This is a genomic window from Kribbella koreensis, assembly GCF_039525325.1.
Lineage (GTDB): Bacteria > Actinomycetota > Actinomycetes > Propionibacteriales > Kribbellaceae > Kribbella > Kribbella koreensis.
Genome location: NZ_BAAAHK010000002.1, coordinates 159,369 through 178,703, shown reverse-complemented (window position 1 = coordinate 178,703; position 19,335 = coordinate 159,369). Strand labels below are relative to the sequence as shown.

18 protein-coding genes are annotated in these 19,335 nt (G+C 67.3%); 12 read left to right on the top strand and 6 right to left on the bottom strand.

Annotated features, from left to right (window positions below; all coding sequences use genetic code 11):
* Positions 1-11 precede the first annotated feature (11 nt).
* The 6 genes from ABD116_RS03050 to ABD116_RS03025 all read right to left on the bottom strand — a co-directional run bounded on the left by ABD116_RS03050 (position 12) and on the right by ABD116_RS03025 (position 6,531).
* On the bottom strand, positions 12-668 hold the full coding sequence (locus tag ABD116_RS03050) for a response regulator (RefSeq protein ID WP_343964539.1): 657 nt from the start codon (positions 666-668) through the stop codon (positions 12-14).
* A complete protein-coding gene (locus ABD116_RS03045; RefSeq protein WP_343964538.1) occupies positions 662-2,074 on the bottom strand; it encodes a sensor histidine kinase in 1,413 nt (470 codons plus the stop codon). Before ABD116_RS03045 ends, ABD116_RS03050 begins: the two co-directional genes overlap by 7 nt.
* A gap of 77 nt (positions 2,075-2,151) precedes the next feature.
* Positions 2,152-2,979 carry a carbohydrate ABC transporter permease gene (locus tag ABD116_RS03040; protein WP_343964537.1) on the bottom strand — a complete coding sequence of 276 codons (828 nt, stop codon included), beginning with the start codon at positions 2,977-2,979 and terminating at the stop codon, positions 2,152-2,154.
* Positions 2,976-3,911 (bottom strand): carbohydrate ABC transporter permease, encoded by a 936-nt coding sequence (locus tag ABD116_RS03035; protein ID WP_343964535.1) that lies wholly within the window; start codon positions 3,909-3,911, stop codon positions 2,976-2,978. The genes ABD116_RS03040 and ABD116_RS03035 overlap by 4 nt, the downstream gene beginning before the upstream one ends.
* Positions 3,912-3,939: 28 nt before the next feature.
* Positions 3,940-5,334, bottom strand: a complete 1,395-nt coding sequence (locus tag ABD116_RS03030; RefSeq protein ID WP_343964533.1) for an extracellular solute-binding protein — start codon at positions 5,332-5,334, stop codon at positions 3,940-3,942.
* 180 nt (positions 5,335-5,514) lie between these two features.
* Positions 5,515-6,531 (bottom strand): ABC transporter permease, encoded by a 1,017-nt coding sequence (locus tag ABD116_RS03025; protein ID WP_343964531.1) that lies wholly within the window; start codon positions 6,529-6,531, stop codon positions 5,515-5,517.
* A 107-nt stretch (positions 6,532-6,638) separates the two neighbouring features.
* Here ABD116_RS03025 and ABD116_RS03020 point away from each other — a divergent pair, with 107 nt between their 5' ends.
* From ABD116_RS03020 to ABD116_RS02965, 12 genes are all read left to right on the top strand, one after another.
* Positions 6,639-7,253: a TetR/AcrR family transcriptional regulator gene (locus ABD116_RS03020; RefSeq protein WP_343964530.1), complete on the top strand. Its 615-nt coding sequence runs from the start codon at positions 6,639-6,641 to the stop codon at positions 7,251-7,253.
* A gap of 37 nt (positions 7,254-7,290) precedes the next feature.
* Positions 7,291-7,524 (top strand): hypothetical protein, encoded by a 234-nt coding sequence (locus ABD116_RS03015; RefSeq protein ID WP_343964528.1) that lies wholly within the window; start codon positions 7,291-7,293, stop codon positions 7,522-7,524.
* A gap of 173 nt (positions 7,525-7,697) precedes the next feature.
* Positions 7,698-9,020 carry an MFS transporter gene (locus ABD116_RS03010; RefSeq protein WP_343964526.1) on the top strand — a complete coding sequence of 441 codons (1,323 nt, stop codon included), beginning with the start codon at positions 7,698-7,700 and terminating at the stop codon, positions 9,018-9,020.
* A gap of 10 nt (positions 9,021-9,030) precedes the next feature.
* Complete coding sequence (locus tag ABD116_RS03005; protein ID WP_343964524.1) at positions 9,031-10,206, top strand: radical SAM protein; 1,176 nt, start codon at positions 9,031-9,033, stop codon at positions 10,204-10,206.
* A 1-nt stretch (position 10,207) separates the two neighbouring features.
* Complete coding sequence (locus ABD116_RS03000; protein WP_343964522.1) at positions 10,208-10,462, top strand: acyl carrier protein; 255 nt, start codon at positions 10,208-10,210, stop codon at positions 10,460-10,462.
* Complete coding sequence (locus tag ABD116_RS02995) at positions 10,459-11,721, top strand: ATP-grasp domain-containing protein (protein WP_343964520.1); 1,263 nt, start codon at positions 10,459-10,461, stop codon at positions 11,719-11,721. Before ABD116_RS03000 ends, ABD116_RS02995 begins: the two co-directional genes overlap by 4 nt.
* Positions 11,711-12,661 carry a Gfo/Idh/MocA family protein gene (locus ABD116_RS02990; RefSeq protein WP_343964519.1) on the top strand — a complete coding sequence of 317 codons (951 nt, stop codon included), beginning with the start codon at positions 11,711-11,713 and terminating at the stop codon, positions 12,659-12,661. The genes ABD116_RS02995 and ABD116_RS02990 overlap by 11 nt, the downstream gene beginning before the upstream one ends.
* Positions 12,658-13,548: a phosphotransferase family protein gene (locus ABD116_RS02985; protein WP_343964517.1), complete on the top strand. Its 891-nt coding sequence runs from the start codon at positions 12,658-12,660 to the stop codon at positions 13,546-13,548. The genes ABD116_RS02990 and ABD116_RS02985 overlap by 4 nt, the downstream gene beginning before the upstream one ends.
* Positions 13,545-14,582, top strand: a complete 1,038-nt coding sequence (locus tag ABD116_RS02980; RefSeq protein WP_343964515.1) for a glycosyltransferase family protein — start codon at positions 13,545-13,547, stop codon at positions 14,580-14,582. The genes ABD116_RS02985 and ABD116_RS02980 overlap by 4 nt, the downstream gene beginning before the upstream one ends.
* Positions 14,579-15,733, top strand: a complete 1,155-nt coding sequence (locus tag ABD116_RS02975; protein WP_343964513.1) for a hypothetical protein — start codon at positions 14,579-14,581, stop codon at positions 15,731-15,733. Before ABD116_RS02980 ends, ABD116_RS02975 begins: the two co-directional genes overlap by 4 nt.
* Positions 15,734-15,827: 94 nt before the next feature.
* Entirely contained in the window at positions 15,828-16,643 is an 816-nt protein-coding gene (locus tag ABD116_RS02970) for an ABC transporter ATP-binding protein (protein WP_343964511.1), read from the top strand.
* Positions 16,640-19,144, top strand: a complete 2,505-nt coding sequence (locus ABD116_RS02965; protein WP_343964509.1) for an ABC transporter permease — start codon at positions 16,640-16,642, stop codon at positions 19,142-19,144. The genes ABD116_RS02970 and ABD116_RS02965 overlap by 4 nt, the downstream gene beginning before the upstream one ends.
* The last annotated feature ends 191 nt before the right edge of the window (positions 19,145-19,335 follow it).

Here is a 19,335-nt window from a genome sequence, read left to right as displayed (position 1 = left end):
GGAGGCCGCCCTCACGACAGATCGTCGTCGCTGAGCAGGTCGATCGCGGCCTGCCGGTCCTTGACCCGGAGCTTGCGGAGTACCGACGAGATGTGCACCCGCACGGTGGTCGGCGACAGGAACAGCCGCCGGGCCACTTCGTCGGTGCTCAGCCCATCGGCCAGCAGCTCCATCACCTCCCACTCACGCGAGGTGAGCCGGGCCGCCACCTTCGGCCGCCGGCCGAACCGGGGCCGGCCGGGCGTACGGAACTCGTTCAGGATGCGGGCCACCAGCGAACGCGGGATCGCCGCCTCGCCGGACAGCACCCCGCGCAACGCGGCCGGCAGCCGGACCGGGTCGGTGTCCTTGAGCAGGTAGCCCGACGCGCCGGCCCGGAGCGAGTCGAACAGGTCTGAGTCGTCACGGGAGACGGTGAGCATCACGATCGCCACCTCAGGCCGCAACTGAGCGATCTCGGCCGCAGCCCGGATGCCGTTGCCCGGCATGTGCACGTCCAGCAGCACCACGTCCGGCTCGTGCTCCTGCACCAGCCGCACTGCCTCCGGCCCGCTCGCCGCCTCGGCACAGACCTCGAAATCGCCTGCCTCCAGGGCCGCCCGGATCTGCTGGCGCAGTTGCGGGTGGTCGTCGGCGATCACCACCCGGCGGGGCTCGGGGCTCACCATCTGACCTGCACCGTCGTTCCGTCGCCCGGCGTCGACTCAAGACGGAACACCCCCGGCAGGGCCTCCGCGCGTTCCCGCATGCTGGTCAACCCGAAACCTTGCCGACCGGAGGTCCGGCGAGCGGGATCGAACCCCGTCCCGTCGTCGGTCACCTCCAGCAGCCGGCTCTTGCCCTCCTGAGCGAGCCGCACCCGGATCCGCTCCGCCCGGCCATGCCGTACGGCGTTCAGCACCGCCTCCCGAGCCACCCTGACCAGGGCATGCCGCTGCTCGGTATCGGCTGTGATCGAGGCGTCCAGCTCCAGTGCCAGCGCAACGCCGTACCGCTCGGCGATCTGCTCGACCGCGCGTTCCAGGGCATCGGCGAGTGGCTCGTCACCGGCCCGGCCCAGCGCGACCAGCATCTGTCTCGCCTCGTCCAGGGCCCGGTCGCTCGAGGCGACGATCCGGCCGACGCGTTCCTCGTCCACCGAGGCGAAAGCGGCCAGCTCTGAGCGGATGTAGCCCAGCTCCTGCAGTACGCCGTCGTGCATCTCGCGTGCGACTCTCCGCCGGTCCTCGGCCACGGCTGCCTCGGCCTGCGCTCCCCAGTAGCGGCTGATCTCCCGGCCGGCACCGACCAGCAGCAGGAAGTAGCAGCCGGTCCGGAGTACGTCGCCGCTGTAGACCCAGTCCGGCCCGCTCGCCGGGAAGATCAGGTAATTCGCTCTGGCCAGTGCACCCAGTGCGCAGGCTGGTCCGAGCCACCGCATCAGTACGTCGTCCCGCTTGCGCGCCTCGACCATGAACGCCACCGCCGCCGCGGCGAAGGCGAGCAGCGAGACGACCTGCGTGATCAGGAGAGCAGGGTGACCATGACTGCTGATGGGGGGTCGAAACCCGCCCGCCACCTGCTCCGACCCCGGCAGGTTCTCGCGCTGGAACAGCACAACGAGAACGATGACCAGTACTACGCCGAGGAGCGGCGCAAGCAGCCATCGTCGCCACGCCGATCGCGCCGAGCGCCGTGGAAGCAATGCGGCCGCGGCGATCAGCAACGCACCCAGCACCCGGAGCGGAGGGGGCAGCCACAACCCCAGCAGCGCCACCCATTCCGTCTGGGCCAGAGTCAGCGCCAAACAAGCATTCGCCAAGCCCAGCAAGGCGAATCCCTGCAGCAGCAGCAAGTCCTGCCGACTCCCACTGCGCCGGAAGCGGCCGTACACGAGGTAGGACACGAGCACCGCCACACAGGCGTCGACCGTCTCCAGCACCAGGTGCGACGCAGGGCTCCGGTACTCCCACGCGCGCTGCCCTGCCGCGAACAGAGCGACCGTGACCACTACGCCGACCGCAGCGATCAGCATGGTCACAGCAGACGTGCGGCCCCCGGTCCCCGGCCGCGCCCTCGTCACGGCATTGCTCATAGTCACCGACCGTACGCCCTCGGCGCGGCTCCCTGCACCTCCACGACCCGCCGGGCCGCGGAGATGCAGGGTTTGGCTCAGCCCTTGATGGCACCGCCGAGTGCGAAGGCGCCGCCGAGCTTCCTGCTGAGCAGCAGGTAGAGCAGCAGGACGGGCAGGGTGTAGATGAGGGAGTACGCGGCCAGCTGGCCGTAGTTCGGTTCGCCGTACTGGCCGAAGAAGGTGAAGATGCTCACCGAGGCCGGCAGGCGTTCGGGCGACAGCAGCAGCATGAAGGGGACGAAGAAGTTCCCCCACATGCCGATGAAGGTGAAGATGCCGACCACCGCGATACCCGGCCACATCAGCGGCAGGACGATCCGGCGGAGCGCCTGCATGTTGCTGGCGCCGTCGACCCAGGCCGCTTCCTCCAGCGAGATCGGCACGCCGTCCATGAACGTCTTGGTCAGCCAGATCGCGAACGGCAGCGACGAGGTCGCCATGAACAGGATCGTGCCGCCGAGCGTGTCGACCAGGTTGAGCTGCACGAACAGTCCGTACACCGGCACCATCACCGCGGTGATCGGCAATCCGGTGCAGAACAGCACGGTCAGCAGGAACGGCCGGTTGAACTTCGTCTTGAAGCGGGACAACGGATACGCCGCCAGTACCGAGCAGAGCATCGTCAGCAACGCCGACCCGCCGCACAGCACGATCCCGTTCAGGACCGGCCGGTACGTCGTGGTGACGTTCAGCACCGCCTTGAAGTTCGCGAAGGTCGGGTCGGTCGGCAGCTCGACCCGCAGCCCCGCCGTCCGGTTGACCGAGGCGAACAGCACCCACAGCAACGGCAGGATGAACAGCACACCGAGGAAGAGCAGGACCAGGTTCTGGGTCAGCTTGCTGATCCGGTCACGGGCGATCATGCGGCCTCCGCATTCAGTCCACGCAGGTAGATCAGCGAGAAGACCGCGCCGATCGCGAGCATCACCAGCGCGATCGCGGTGCCGTAGCCGATCTGCGAGAAGCTGAACGCCTGCTCGTACATGTACAGCGGCAGCGTCTGGCTCTTGGTGCCAGGGCCACCCCGGGTCATCGCGAAGATCAGCCCGAACACGCTCAGCGTCTGCAGCGTGATCAACATCAGGTTCGTCATGATCGCCCGGCTGATCATCGGCAGCGTGACGAAGATCAGCCGCTTGAGACCGGACGCGCCGTCCATCTCGGCCGACTCCTCGATCTCCTTCGGTACTTCGCTCAGCGCCGCCGAGTAGACCAGCATCGAGAACGCCGTACCCCGCCAGATGTTGGCGATCGACACCGCGATGATCGGCGCCGCGTACAACCAGTCCTGGCCGGGCAGCCCGACCTTGTGCAGGATCACGTTCAGGGTGCCGTCGGTGTTGAAGAACGCGCTGAGCAGGTACGCCGCCACCACCTCCGGCAGCACCCACGCGCCGATCACGGCGGTACCGACGAAGCTACGGATGAACTTGGTCGACCGGCGCATCAGCAACGCCAGGCCGAGGCCGAGCGTGTTCTGGCCGATGATCGCCGAGATCAGCGTGAAGACCAGGGTCAGCCAGATCGAGTTGGTGAAGGCGTGGCTGCCGAAGGCCTTGCGGAAGTTGTCCAGCCCGACGAACTTCACGTTCGCCGCCCCGGTCCCGGTCAGCGCCATGTTGGTGAACGCGGCGTAGACGCAGTACAGGATCGGGCCGGCCAGGAAGACCAGCATCAGCCCGATGGCCGGTGCCAACGGCAACATCTTGAACAGCTTGGCGCCGCGCGGTGGCCCGCTCCCATCGGCAGGCTTGCTGCCGATGGGAGCGGGCACGGCGGGAGCAGTTGTCGTCACAGGGGAAGCCCTTTCGGAAAACTTCTGCTTAGTTACCGGCGGTCGTCTTGTCCTTGCCGACGATGCCTTCGACCGCCTCGTCGTAGTTCTTGGCCGCGTCCTCCGGCGACGACTGGCCGGTCATCGTGGCCTCCATCGCGGTGATGATCTCGTTGGAGACCTTCGGGTACTCCGGCAGCGCCGGCCGGTAGACGGTGACCGCGACCAGGTCGGTGAAGAACTGGGTGCTCTTGGCCGACGACTTGTAGCCGGCATCCGAGGCGACGTCCTTGCGGACCGCGATCTGGGCGCCGTCGGTGGCGTACTTGGTCGCGTTCTTCTGCGTCTGCAGGGACTGGATGAACTTCCAGGCCGCGTCCGGCGACTTCGACTTGGCCGGGATCGCCCAGGTCCAGCCACCGGAGAGGCTGACCTTGCCCTTGCCGCCGCCGTCCTGGGTCGGCATCGCGGTCTGGCCCATCACCTCGGTCCACTGCGGCCACGGCTTGGCGCCGGTCTTCTGCCAGTTGCCGTAGATCCAGGAGCCGTCGAGCGCGATCGCCAGCTTGTTGCCCGGCAGCAGCTCGGTACCGACCTTGCTGCCCATGTTCGGGTCGAGCGCCTGCTTCGGCGACGGGCCGAGGCCCTCGGTGTAGACGGTCTTGATGAAGTTCAGCGAGTCCTTGAAGCCCTGGCTGCCGACGACCCACTTCTGCTGGTCGAAGTTGTACAGGGTGTCCTTGGTGCCGTAGAGCAGCATCTCGAAGCCCTGCATGGCCGAGGCCTCGCCCATCGGCTTACCGGAGTACACGTTCATCGGGATCACGCCGGGCAGCTTCTGCTTCAGCGTCCGCGCGGTGTTCAGCACGTCGTCCCAGGTCTTCGGCTGCCAGTCGGCCGGCAGGCCGGCCTGCTTGAACAGGTTCTTGTTGTACCAGAGGGCGCGGGTGTCCGTGCCGTCCGGAATGCCGTAGGTCTTGCCGTCCTGGCCCTTGGCCGCGCCCTTGGCGGTGTCCTCGAACTGACTCCAGTCCGACCAGTCCTTGATGTAGTCGTCGAGCGGCTTCAGATACCCCGCGGTGATGTCGGAGTTGATCAGGAAGGTGTCCTCGTAGACGATGTCCGGCGCCGTGTTCGGCGACCGCATCATCAGCTGGAGCTTGGTGTAGTAGTCGTTCTCACTCGCCACGATCGGGAGGATCTCGACCTTCGAGCCGGGGTTGGCCGCCTCGTACTCGGTCTTTGCGCCGGTGAGGAAGTTCTTCATCACCGTGCCGGGGCCCCACTGCTGGTAGGCGATCTTGATGTTCGCCGGACCGCTGCTCTGACTTCCGCCGGCCTCCGGCGTTTTCGTGGTCGACCCCTGACTACAGGCCGACACCCCCAGCAGGAGCGCGCCGACAGCTAGCACACCTGCGGTCTTGAAACCGTTCTTCATGGCCATCACGTCCACCTTCGGGCAATCGTTGTCATCCCGGTACCACCGCTCAAACCCCCTGGGCTTTCCGTGACCGTAGGAGGCCCAGACCAGTGAAGTCAATGGTTGAGAGACAACGTTGTCCTCGCCGTGACGCCGTTGCGCGGAGACCGGGTCGTAACGATCCGGTCACCGCGCCGTCATCTGTCAAACGGTAACCGGCGACGCCTCCGAACGGGCTTGTACGACGCTCCGGCCACGACTCCGCATCGCGGCGAACCCGCAGAGCAGGAGCCCCAGGACCAGCCAGCACCCGAGCACGAGGAAGGACCGGCCCGAGCCCGCGCCGTCGAAGAAGCTCACGGAGCGCAACGCGGTACCGGCTGCCCCCGGCGGCAGGAACTGGCCGAGCGAACCCCACCCGGTCGGCAGCATCTCCGGCGCGCTGGCCAGCCCGGACAACGGGTTGCCGAGCAACATCATCACCGCACCACCAGCAGCCAGGCCGACGAATCCGAACAACCCCTCCAGGCCCAGGAGCGTCAGCGAAATGGCACCGATCGACAACGCGATCACACTCGCGTTGGCCAGGTAGTTCCCCTCGAACGACCCCAGCCAGAACTGCAGCACCGCGGCCAGCGCCAGCGAGCCCGTCACAGCGAAGGCGAGCGCCCCCGCGACCCGCCGGCCGCCGCCCTTGATCCGTTGGGTCAGCACGGCCGCGGCGATGATGCCACCGAGCACCAACGGCAACGCACCGGCAGCCAGCCCGGCCCCGCGCGGATCGTCCTTCGGCAGCGGAACGACATCGGTGACCTTGACCTGTACGCCGGGATTCTCCGCCGCGAGCCTGGTCGACAACTGGGTGAGGATCTGGGCCACCGCCGGACCGCCGGCCGATGCGGTCAGCACCTCGGGCGCCTGCGGATCGAGCACGATCGCGCCGTACACGTCACGGTCCTTGATCGCCTCGACGGCGGCCGCCCGGTCGGCGACCGAGTCGATCTCGAACCCGCCCGGCATCGCCTGGTCGAGCCCGCCCTTCACCTGCGCGGCGGCCTGCGCCGGACCCGCGACGGCGATCGGCAGGTCACGTGGCTGGGACCGCGCGGCCGGCCAGGCGAACGCGATCAGCACGACGGTCAGCATCGCGGTCAGCAAGGTGACGACGACCGCCACCGGAACGCGACGGGTCTCCTCTGCGACGGCTTGGTCCTCGGACATCCCGGGTCAGCTCCTCATTAAAACCGAATGATCGTTCTTTATCGATTCCGAGCCTGACGGGATCACGCTCAGTTGTCAAGAACGGACATTCGTTTTATGTTTGCGGTATGCCCAAGGTCACCGAGGAACACCGCGCCAACCGCCGCCGCGAGATCGTGCTGGCCGCGCGCAAGTGCGTGATGGACCAGGGCTTCCACAAGACGACGATGGCGGACGTGATCCGCGAGTCCGGGCTGTCGGCCGGCGCCGTCTACGGCTACTTCAAGAGCAAGGAGGAGATCGTCGCGGCGATCGCGGACGACGCGCTGGGCACGATCGACCAGCTCTTCGAGGGCATCCTGGCGACCGAGGCGCCGCTCACTCCGGCGGCGGCGCTCGAGGCGACCCTGGAGCACATCGTCGGGATCGCCAGCCAGCCCGGTGGCGACCTGACCAGGGTGGCGATCCAGGCCTGGGCCGAGGCGCTGCACAACGAGACGATCATGGGCACCGCCTGCTCGAAGTACCAGCACCTGCGGAGCCATTTCGAGGCGGTCGCCCGGCGGGCGCAGGCCGACGGCACGGTCACCCCGGACGCCGATCCCAAGCTGATCGCCCAGGTGCTCTTCGGCCTTGTCCCAGGCTTCATCCTCCAGCGCCTGCTGCTCGGCGACGTAACCCCCCACGGCTACTGCACCGGCCTCGCCGCCCTGCTGAACACACCAGTCCCCAAACCGGTCTAGCCCAGGGAACGATCGGCGTCTCACCTACGTCCTTCGGGTGGAGGTGGGAGCGATCGACGGGATCTGGATTCTGTTCCTCAGCCTTGCCGTCGTGGCGGGGTTTCTGGGCCTGCTCGCCTGGGCCGCGGCGCGCTCGCGCAGGCGCGGGATCGGGGCGTCGATGATGGGCCCGTTCGAGCAGATGTGGCTGCCGACGGCGGCCGAGTCGCGGATCGAGATCCAGCTCCAGCAGGAGCGGAAGAAGCCGGTCGAATCCCCCGACGACCTGTGAACCTTCAAAAACTGAAGGCTTCTCCCACTTCGCGACTGTCTGCGATCGAGATGTGACGGAGGGCTTGAGACTCGCGACTTACCCGGTTAGGTTGTGCCGAGCCGCTTATTTCAGAGCTTGAACTAAGCGGGTGACAGGCAGGCACACAACGGCGCTGGGGAGTCGGAGGTGCGGTGCGTACAACCGTGGGGACAGCTCCGCCCAAGGCGGACTTCAGCTGGTACTGGACCAGCCAGACCGCAAGCTTCGTAGGCGACCGCCTGACCGGTTTCGCCGTCCCCAGCATCGCCATCCTGACGCTGAACGCCACTTCCGCCCAGGTAGGCATCCTCTCCGCCATCGGCTGGCTCGCCTACCCCACCCTCGGCCTGGTCGCCGGCGCCGCCCTGACCCGCCTCCCCCGCCGCCGGGTCATGATCACCGGCGAACTACTCCGCTTCCTCCTCTTCACCACCATCCCCCTGGCCGCCCTGGCCGGCTTGGTCACGATCCCCCAACTCCTGATCGTGGTCGCCCTGGCCGGCGTAGCCACCGTCTTCGTAGACATAGCCGGCCAGTCCTACCTCCCCGTAGTAGTCCGGCCCGGAGGCCTGGTAGCCGCCAACGCCAACCTCCAAAGCTCCGACAGCCTCTCCAAACTCGCCGGCCCCGCCCTGGCCGGCCTCTTCCTCAAACTCACCGGCCCGTACACCGGCCTCCTCCTCACCGCATTGCCCTTCCTCACCTCAGCCCTGACCCGAACCCGAATCCAAACCCGCGAGCCCCTCACCACCACCAACCCCACCGCGCAATTTCAGGGGTTAACCCCTGAAATTGTGGGTTGCCAGCCCGGAACCAAGGGGGGCAACCCACAATCTGAGGGGTTAACCCCCCAAATGGCGATGCGGGGGCGGATCGCCCTGGGGCTTCGGTTCGTGAAGGGGCACGGGGTGTTGCGGCCGTTGGTGGTCGGGGCGGCCGTGCGGAGTTTCGGGACCGGGATGGTGGACGCCGTTCTGTTGCTGTTCGCCTATCGGGTGCTGGGGTTGTCGAGCCTGCAAGGCGGACTGCTGATCGCGGCCGGGTCCGTCGGCGGGCTGGTCGGAGCGTTCGCCGCCAACCGGCTGGTCGATCGGATCGGGACACACCGCACTCTCCTGCTGACTGGGCTGGAAGGCGTGTTCTGGTTGGCGATTCCGGTCAGTTTGGTGTTTGCGCCGGCGATCGTGCTCGTCATCATCCGCGTCTGCGCGTCGGTCTGGACGCCGGTATGGAACGTCCTCACCACCAGCATCCGCCAGAACGTCACCCCCGCAGACCTCCAGAGCACCGTCCACGCGACCGCCCGCACCGTCACCTCCTCCACCATCCCGCTCGGCGCACTGACGGGCGGCTTCGCGGCCGGCGTACTGGGTGGACATCTCGGAACGTCCACAGCACTGGTCCTCGTCCTCGCGACGGGAGGTGTGATCGCCGGAGCCAGCGTCTTGTCGATCGGAAGAACAAGCCAAGCCTGAGGGAGATCGTATGCGCCCCACTACGACGCGAACGCTGAACACCAAGGAGTTCGCGGACATCAAGCACACCGTGTCCATCCGTTCCAAGGCCCGCAAGAACCTCCTGCTCGACCCCAGCTACGCCGCACCCCTGCCGCAGGAGGTCAGCCTCCAACTGACCTACCGCTGCAACCTGCGCTGCACCCACTGCTACCAGTGGAACGAGCAAGGCTTCTTCCGCGACTTCAGCATCCAGAAGCAGAAGACCGAGCTGGACCTCGAGGTGATCGAGGACGTACTCCGTACCACCGCCCCCGTCCGCTCCAAGCTCTTCCTCTGGGGCGGCGAGCCGCTCATGCACACCAAGTTCGACCAGGTGGCGGACCTCCTGGTGAAGTACCCGCGCACCGTCAACATGTGCACCAACGGCCTGCTCTTCAAGCGCAAGCTCGACGACCTGCTGAAGATCGGTGAGAACCTCAACCTGCTGGTCAGCCTGGACGGCCTCGGCGAGGACCACGAGGCGCTGCGCGGCCGCGGCACCTTCAAGCGCACGATGGAGAACATCCAGCTGATGCTGGACCTCAAGCGCAAGGGCGAATGGGACGGCGAGCTGTCGCTGTCCTGCATGGTCAGCCACGTCACCGTGCACAAGATGTACGAGTTCATGGAATGGGCCGAGGAGCTCGGCGTGAACACCGTCTACTTCCAGTTCCCCTGGTACATCAGCCCAGCGGTCGCCAACTCGATGGACGAGCTGTACGAGAAGACCTTCTCCTGGCTGAACCCCAGCACCGACACCAAGAAGCCCACCTGGCACTCGTACACCTACCAGCTGCCCGAGGAAGAGCTGCCGGCCTTGAAGGACTCGATGGCCCGCCTGGCGTCCCGGGCCTGGAACGTCCGCCTCCGCTATCAGCCGCAGCTCGAGGACGACGAGGTCGACGACTTCATCCTCGGTACCTCCCGCCCGGCCCAGCACCGCAGCAAGTGCCTCGCGGTGTCGAACCGGATGGAGGTCCACGCCGACGGCGCCGTCAGCTCCTGCAAGTTCTTCCCGGAGTTCGTGGTCGGCAACCTGTACGACCAGTCGGTGAACGACCTGTGGCAGAGCCAGTCCTTCAAGGAGGTCCGCCGGATCATGTCCGAGAACGGCATGATGCCGGTCTGCTCGAAGTGCATTCTCCTTTATCTGAACGGAGTCTGAGGTGGAGATCGAAGAACGCGTCAAGAACGTCCTGGCCAAGGTCCTCGACAACGGCATCACCGCCGGGGAGATCGGTCCCGAGGCGGATCTGGTCGAGCAGTACGGGCTGGACTCGCTGCAGACCATCACCTTCCTGCTGGCGATCGAGGACGAGTTCGACCTCGAGCTCGACTACCCGAACCTCCAGCTGGACGATCTGCGCTCGGTCCGCCAGTTCAGTACCTTCGTCGCCAACCTGGCGGCCCCGGTGCGATGAGCCATCACCTCGAGAACCGCGTAGTGCGGCTGGGCACGTTCGACGCCGAATCGAGCTGGCGTCCGACGGACCTGGCCGCCCTCCCGGCGATCGGTACCAGCGCCAGCGACCCAGCCATCGACGCGATGGACGAGCTACTGGCCGGCTTCTGCGACCCCGGCGACCTGCTGATCACCCGACGCCCGATGTCGGCGGCAGTACGCGAAGGCCTTGCAGCCATGGGATTGCACTTCGATCACCTGGCGCTCGGCGATCCCGGCCCCGGCCCGATCGAGCGCCACGTCCTGGCCGACCAGGCGATCATGAGCCGGATCCGCGGCGCCACCATCGCGCCGTACGCCGTCCTGCCGGAAACCTGGACCCTCGCGGAACAGTTGCTGCCGGCACCGGATGTGGTTGCCCAGGTCAACTCGAAGACCTGGTCCGACGAGCTGGTCCGGCGACTGGGACTGCCCGGCGCCGGGCGGGTGGTTCGCAGTACCGAAGAACTGGTCGACGCCGTCACTTCCCTTGATTTCAAGGCCTTGATCAAGGATCCGTACGGCGTCTCCGGCCGGGCACTGCTCGAAGCGAGTTCCCCCGGCATCCTCAAGGCGATCGAGCGAGTCCTCCGCAAGCAGGTCGGCAACGGCCTGCGGATCGAGCTCGTCGTACAGGAGAAGTTCCCCAAACAGCACGACTTCTCCGGCCACTTCCACCTCGACCAGAACGGCAGCTGGGAGTTCCTCGGCATCCAGCAGATGACGAATCGCGGCTTCCGCCACTTCGGCTCCAGCCCCGCCACCCCGTCACTGATCGACCAGGGCTGGTACGCCGAAACCGTCAGCGAAGTCATCCCCGCCCTCACCGAGGCCGGCTACTGGGGACCGGTCGGCGTCGACTCGATGCTGCTCGACGACGGCACCGTGATCCCCGTCCTCGAGATCAACGCCAGGCAATCACTCGGCCTGCTGGCGATCCGCCTCGACCGCCAGGCCAGGGAGCACGGCCTCACCGGCCACCTCTGGCAACTCGAACTCAACCTCGCCGCCGGCGAGACCATCGAAGACCTGACCCGGGCCTTCGCCCCCATCCGGTACGCCGGAACCGCACAGCCAGGCGTCACGGTGCTCAACGGGAGCACCCTGGCGTCCCCCGGCGGGCGGGTCCACGTCGCCATCTTCTGCGCCGCCGGTGAGATCCACCGTTGGCGGCAACGCCTGCTGACCGAAGTGATCTCGGCCGGCCTGACACCACGAGGGATGACCGATGCCGCTTGAGATCGGCTTGATCGGAGCCACCGGGATCGCCGAACGTACTCTGCTGGCGCAGGGTGCCGGCGTCAGAGCAGTCGCCGCGAGCGATCCCGTCCGCGCCAAGGAATACGCCGGCCGGCACGAGATCCCGGTCGTGCACGAGAACTATGCAGCGCTGCTCGCCGACCCGGCGATCGACGCCGTCTACATCTCGCTGCACAACTCCGCCCATCACCGCTGGGCCGTCCGGGCGGCGGTCGCCGGCAAGCACGTGATCGTCGAGAAGCCGCTCTGCCTCACCGCCGAGGAGCTGGCCGAGCTGTCCTTCGCCGCCACGGACGTGAAGGTCTTCGAGGCCGTCGCGACCGCGGATCACCCGTGGCAGCAGGCGGTTCACGACTTCGTTCACGGCGAGCCCTACGGGCCGTTGGTCAAGGCGGAGACGACCGTCAGGTTCGCAGTACCGGCTCCCGGTGGGTATCGCGATCGGCCGGAGCTCGGCGGCGGCATCTTCTTCGACGCCGCGAGCTACTGGCTGCAGGCCGTCCAGGCCACGATCGGGCTGGACCCAGTCGCTGCCGAGGGCAGGTCGGACTTCGACGGACCCAACGACGTCGACCGTTCGTTCGAGGCTTCGTTGCGCTGGGCAACCGGTGTCGAGGCGACGCTGACCGCCGACGTCGGCGAACAGCACATCTCGGACCATGTCTTCACCTTCGAACGCGCCAAGGTCAAGCTGAGGAACTTCCTCCGCCCGGTCGCCGGGGCGGTACCGCTCAACCTGATCGTCACCCCCACCGACGGCGACCGCCAGGTGATCGGCTTCCCGGCGATCTCGTACTACGAACGCCAACTCACCCGAATCCTCGACAGCCCGACCGACGACCTGGACGCGGCCACCCCGCGGATCACGTTGATGGACGAGATCTACTCCGACGCCCGCCGCCGCAAGGACAACCGATGAGCAACAAGCGCCAACTCGACCGCCCGGCCATCACCCAGATCCTGGAGGAAGCCGGCGTCGACCCCAGCGGCGAGGTCACCGAGCTGACCGAGGGTACGTACAACACCGTCTACCGGATCGGCTCCGACCTGATCCTGAAGGTCTCCCCCGACCCGGACGCGCCGGTGCTGAGCCATGAGCACGACCTGATCCACACCGAAGCCCTCTTCTACCAAGCGGCCCGCGGCAAGGCGCCGGTACCCGAGGTCATCCACAGCGGCGACGACTACCTACTGATGACGGCACTCCCCGGTACGACGATGCAGGGCGTGCCCGACGATGAGCGGGCCGTTCTCCAGCGTGAGCTGGGCGGGATCGTGTCGACTCTCCACGAAGTGACCGGCTCGGCCTTCGGGTATCCGCAGAAGGGGCTGGTCGCCACCTGGAGCGGGGCGTTCCTGTCGATGGTCGACGACGTCCTGGCCGATGCCAGCCGGTTCGCCGTGGAGCTGCCGCGGCCGGCCGAGCAGCTCCGGCAACTGGTCCTCAGCCGGCTCGACCTGCTGGACGAGGTACAGACTCCGCGGTTGATCCACTTCGACCTGTGGGACGGCAACATCCTGGTCGAGGACGGGCGGATCACCGGGCTGATCGACGGGGAGCGCGCGTTCTGGGGTGATCCGGTCGCCGAGTTCGCCTCGCTGACCTTGTTCCGCTCCGCACCTGATGCCGACCTGCTGGCCGGGTACGGCGAACTCGAGTTGGGCGAGACTCTCGTTCTTTACCGGGTCTATCTCTACCTGATCATGCTGGTCGAGGGGACGCCCCGCGGCTACGAGGGTCCGGACCGCGAAGCGATGGTGAAGTTGATCCTTCGGCACCTGAACAAGGACCTGGACCGCCTGTGATCGAGATCCTCACCTCGGGCGTAGCGCTGGGCGTCCACGTTCCGGGCCTGCTCCTCGCAGACCGCCTCGCCGAACAAGGCCAGGCTGCGAACGTCTCCGTGCTGGAGCGCCTGATGCCGCCCGAGACGCTCGCCACCACGGCCCGCTCCAAGCAGGCCTTCCACCGCGACTTCCGGATCGCCCTGGCCGGTCAGAAGCTCGCCCGCGATGCCTCAGTCGCCACCGAGGAGGCAGCTGTCACCGCACTCCTCGACGGCTGGCATGCGCGGCGCGTGACCCGCTTCGTGGTCTTCTCCGGCTTCTGGCTCCCACTGGTCGAGCGGTACATCGCCCAGTACGGCGAATTCCCCGTGGACGTGTGCCATGTCGACTCGGTCCAATCGCCATCCTTCGACAAGGCCGGCCCGACATCCCTGCCGGTGCGGCACATCTGGCTCGCAGACGCCGACAACCTGACTATTCCCTGCAGCATCCCAGTCAGCCGCGACGCCGCTGTGCCGTGGCGGGACAGGGAACAGCGCCTCCTCGTGCACGGCGGTGGCTGGGGCATGGGCACCTACCGCGAGCGAGCCGATGACCTACTCCAGGCAGGCTTCGAGCTGGACGTAGTCGCGTACGAGGACCGGGACCTCTCCACCAAGGGCGTGCGCTACTTCATGATCGACCCGGAGTGGCACCCGTGGCTCGACGACGGCTATCCGCCCTTCGGTGAGGTAGTAGCAGGGCGGCCGACCACCTTCCACCAGCGGTCCGGGCACCACGGCTCCTTCGACCTGTGCCGCCAAGCGCTCGCCACAGTGAGCAAGCCCGGTGGAGGCACACTGCTCGACTCGCTGTGGTCCGCGACACCGACAGTCCTGCTGGAGCCGTTCGGCCCACATGAGCAGCGCAATGCCGACCTGTGGATCGAGCTGGGCTTCGGCATCTCGTTCGAGCAGTGGCAGCAGAAGGGGTTCGCTGTGGAGGTACTGGAGGACCTGCACGAAGCACTGGTCGCAGCGGAGGTCCCCGACTACTCCCAGGCCCTCCTATGAAGACTTCTTTGTGGCAGACGTTCGCCCTGGAGATGGACGAGAAGCGTCCGGGCTTCGCCAAGGGCCCCTGGTTCACGATGAACACAGTGCTGACGCTGGACGACAAACTGGATGCCGACCGGCTAGCTACAGCTTTCTACCGGCTACAGCAGCGCCACGAGGTACTGCGCACAGAGGTCAGCAGCGACCGGCTCCAACTGATCCACCCCGAGCCCCGCTCGTCGCTGGAGCTGGTCGACGAGGTCAGCTCGCACGCCCCGGTAGACATCGCCCGCCCGATCAGACTGCGCCTAGCCGGCAACCAGCTCGCACTGCACCTCCATCACATGGTCTCCGACCCAGTAACCCTCTGGGAGACAGTCACCGAGCTAGCAGCCCTCTACACCGGCCAAGAGCTACCACCGCCCGCCCAGTACACCGACTACACAACAGCAGAGGAAGACCAGGTACGCCGTACCAGCAAAGAAGCCGCCGCCTGGTGGCACTCGAAGATCCGCGACACCAAGGTCTCACCGCAACCCTCCTCAACCGGCGATCCGCTGGCCTACCGTGACGACCTGCTCAGCGCGCAAGAGGTTGCCACCGTCGACGCACTGACCAAGCAGCACCGGAGCACACCCCTCGTCACCTACCTGGCCGCACTTGCCCACGGCATGGACCCCCACGTCGGCCCCGGCGACACCCTGGCGTTCACCACCCTCTTCGGCAAGCGCGACCGCCCAGCCTGGCAGCACCTACTCGGCCCCTGCATCGTCCCCTCCTACTTGGCCATCCCCCGCGTCACCGGCTCGCTAGCAGCCGACGTACCGGCAGTACGGGACGCCGTAGTCGGTTGCAGCCGCTACGCCCGCTACCCAGCATCAGCGATCTACGCGACGATCCAAGACCCCCAGCGCACCCCGTTCTTCGAGTACGTCCCCCAGCAATGGCCCACCGGCTTCACCTTCGGCACGGTCAAAGCAGAGGTCGCCACAGCCGCCGGCCCCAAGGACACTGGGCTAGCGGACGCTCTGGCGATCCGCGTCCGCACCAGGACGGATGGCGTACTCACTGGCCACTTCAGTGCCGACGGCACCGACTGGACCGAGCCACTGGTTCACCAGGTGCGGTCCGGCATCCGCGACTATCTCCTCCACGAAGAGGGGACCTAGCACTACCCCCAGTGGCTGCCCAACTCCCTGGGGAGCGCGTCTGGCTCTCCGTAGCGTCGTTCTCGTCAGTCGGGACAGCTACAAGGGGTCAGTCATGAGGCGTAGCAAGGAAGTACTCACCAGATCGAACCACTCGGTCGTGCTGCAGGACGTACGCCGGGTCTATGGCAAGGGCGGCAATGCCGTCACCGCGCTGGACGGTGTCACGATCAGCTTCGCGCGGGGCACCTTCACCGCCGTGATGGGGCCGTCGGGCTCGGGCAAGAGCACCTTCCTGCACTGCGCTGCGGGACTCGACCGGCCGACCGCCGGTACGGTCGCGATCGACGACGTACCGCTGGCCGGCCTGAACGAGCGGCAGCTCACCGAGCTACGCCGGGAGCGGATCGGCTTCGTCTTCCAGTCGTTCAACCTGCTGCCGGCCCTGACGGTCTGGCAAAACGTCACCCTGCCGCAGGAGCTCGACGGCCGCCGTACCAACAAGGCCGCCGTCCGCGAGGTACTGGACCGCGTAGGCCTCAGTGGCAAGCACAAGAGCCGCCCGGGCGAACTATCCGGCGGCCAGCAGCAGCGCGTCGCCATCGCCCGCGCCCTGGTCGCCCGGCCCGCGGTGATCTTCGCCGACGAGCCGACCGGCGCTCTGGACACCCAGACCGCCGCCGACGTCCTCGACCTGCTCCGCGAACCCGTCCGCACCCAGGGCCAGACCGTCGTCATGGTCACCCACGACCCGGTCGCGGCCTCGTACGCCGACCAGGTGGTCTTCCTCGCCGACGGCGTACTGGCCGGCAGCCTGGTCTCACCGACCGCCGAGCAGGTAGCAGACCGCCTCACCCACCTCGGCGCCCGCGCGGCCCGCGCCGCCCAAGCAGCCCGTGCGGCGCACGAAGCAGCCGGAGTCGGACGATGATGCGCCTGGCCGTCCGCACCCTGCGCTATCGCAAGAGCGGCTTCATCGCCACCTTCGTCGCCGTCATCTTCGGCACCGCCATCGTGCTCGCCTGCGGTGGCCTGATGGAGACCGGCATCCGCTCCAACGTCGCACCCGAGCGCCTCGCCGCAGCGCCGATCGTCGTCACCGGCAAGCTCACCCACCTCCGTCCGGGCAAGGAAGATGTCACCCACCTGACCGAACAGGTCGGCATCGACGACTCGGTCGCCGCCAAGATCCGTTCCCTGCAAGGCGTCACCGACGTCATCGGCGACCAGACCTTCCCCGCCCCGGTCCCCCAGGGCCAGGGCTTCAGCAAGGGCGAGGGCCACAACTGGTCAGCCGCCCCGCTCGCCCCCTTCACCCTCACCTCCGGTACTGCGCCTCGCCCCGGCGGAGTCGTCCTGGACGCAACGACCGCGCGGGACCTCCACGCGAAGCTCGGTGGCAAGGTGAACCTGCTGGTCGGTGGCCGGCAAACCGCCTTCACCGTCGACGGAATCGCCGCCGGCCCGGCCGGCAACACCTTCTTCTCCGACCAGGACGCCAGCCGTCTCGCCGGCCAACCCGGGAAGTTCTCCTCCCTCGGCGTACTCGTTGCCCCTGGCACCGACCTGAAGGCGCTGCGGAAGCAGATCGAGAAGACCGCCGACGTGTCCGCGCTGATCGGTCTCGATCGTGGCCAGGTCGAGCACCCGGACGCGGCCGTCAAGAAGGTCGTGCTGATCTCGGTGGCCGGCTCGTTCGGTGGCATCGCGACGATGACGATGATGTTCGTCGTCGCCTCGACGCTGGCCCTGGCCGCTCAGCACCGGCAGCGCGAGTTCGCCTTGCTGCGCAGCATCGGAACGACACCTGGCCAGGTCCGGCGGATGATCCTCGGTGAGGCGATGCTGGTCGCGCTTCCCGCAGTACTGGCTGGTGTGATCCCCGGCGCGTTGCTCGGGCGCTTCCTCTTCGATCAGCTCTCGAAGAACGGGGTGGCGTCGCCTGACGTGACCTTCTACCAGGGGCTGATCCCGTTCGCTGCCGGTGCGGGAGCCGCAGTACTGGCGGCTGTCGGTGCGGCGTTCATGGCGTCTCGGCGGTCAGCCAAGATCCGGCCGGTCGAAGCTCTGGTCGAGTCCTCGCTGCAGACCAAGTGGTTCAGCTGGGTGCGACTCGTGATCGGCCTGCTCTTCGTCGGCGGCGGTCTCGCGCTGATGATCGTGACGGGAGCCGTGATGAGCGGGCCGCTGGCCGGCGCGACTGCAGGTCCCGCGGTGCTGTGCTGGGCGATCGGTCTGGCAGTGCTCGGCCCGCTGGTCACCAAGCTGATCCTCGGCATCCTCCGCTGGCCGTTGTACGCGGTGAGCCGGGTCAACGGACGGCTCGCGATCCTCAACGTGACGGCGCGATCCGTCGCCATGTCGGCCGCGGTGATGCCGGTCATGCTGGCCGTCGGGATCGCCACCGCCAACATCTACATGCAGACCACCAACGTCGACGCGGCCTCGAAGGCGTTCACCAAGGACCTGCGCGCCGACGCAGTACTCGTCTCGACCGCCTCGGGTCTCTCGCCGTCGCTTCTCCCCCAGGTCCAGGCGCTGAAGGGGGTGGCGAGCGCGTCCGCCTACGTCACCAGCCTCGGCGTCATCGACGAGCCGCGGAACGCGCCGTTCGACGAAGACGGCGCACTCCTGCAGGGCATCTCGCCCCAGGGCCCGGACGGTACTGCGCCGGTACGCCTGACCACCGGCTCCCTCGAGGGCCTGACCGGCAACACGGTCGCGCTCCCCGACGTGGTCGCCAACAAGATCCAGCGTCCGGTCGGTACGTCGCTCAAGATGACCCTCGGCGACGGCACCCCGGTGGAGCTGAAGGTAGTCGCCACCTTCGCGGCCGAACGCGGCTACGAAAGCATCGTCCTCCCCGCCGACCTGGTCGCCGCCCACACCACCGATCGCCTGGCCCCGCAGATCCTCGTCCGCGCCGAGCCCGGCGCGTCGATCGCACCCGCCCTGGCCGAACTCGCCGCCGCGACTCCCGGCGTACAGGTAGCCGATCGCGACGCTCTCATCGCCGGCAACAACGAAGACCTCAAAACCCAAGCCTGGATCAACTATCTCCTGGTCGGCATGCTCATCGCCTACACCGCAGTCTCGGTAGTCAACACCCTGGCGTCCGCCACAGTCCGCCGCCGCCGCGAGTTCGGCCTCCAACGCCTCACCGGCTCCACCCGAGGTCAAGTCCTCAGAATGCTCACCACAGAAGGCATCCTCGTAGCCGTCTCCGGCATAGTCCTAGGCACCCTGGTAGCCCTGGCCACCCTCCTCCCCTACGCCTCAGCAGTCTCCACCAGCGCAACCCCCTCAGGCCCCATCTGGATCTACCTGATCATCATCGGAATCGCCTTCGTCCTGACGATGCTCTCCACCCTCATCCCCGCCACAAAGTCCCTCTCCACCAGACCTGCCGAGGCCGCCGCACGCGCCGACTGACCCCACGCGTCCCCCTCGGCCAGGAACTGGGACCCCGGACACCCCGTCCGGGGCCCCAGCCCCCTCCCCACCCACCCACCCACCATTTGAGGGGTTAACCCCTGAGGTGGTGGGTTGCCCCATCAGAACCACGTAGGGCAACCCACCATCTCAGGGGTTAACCCCCGAAATGTGCAGAGCCGCCGCAGCCT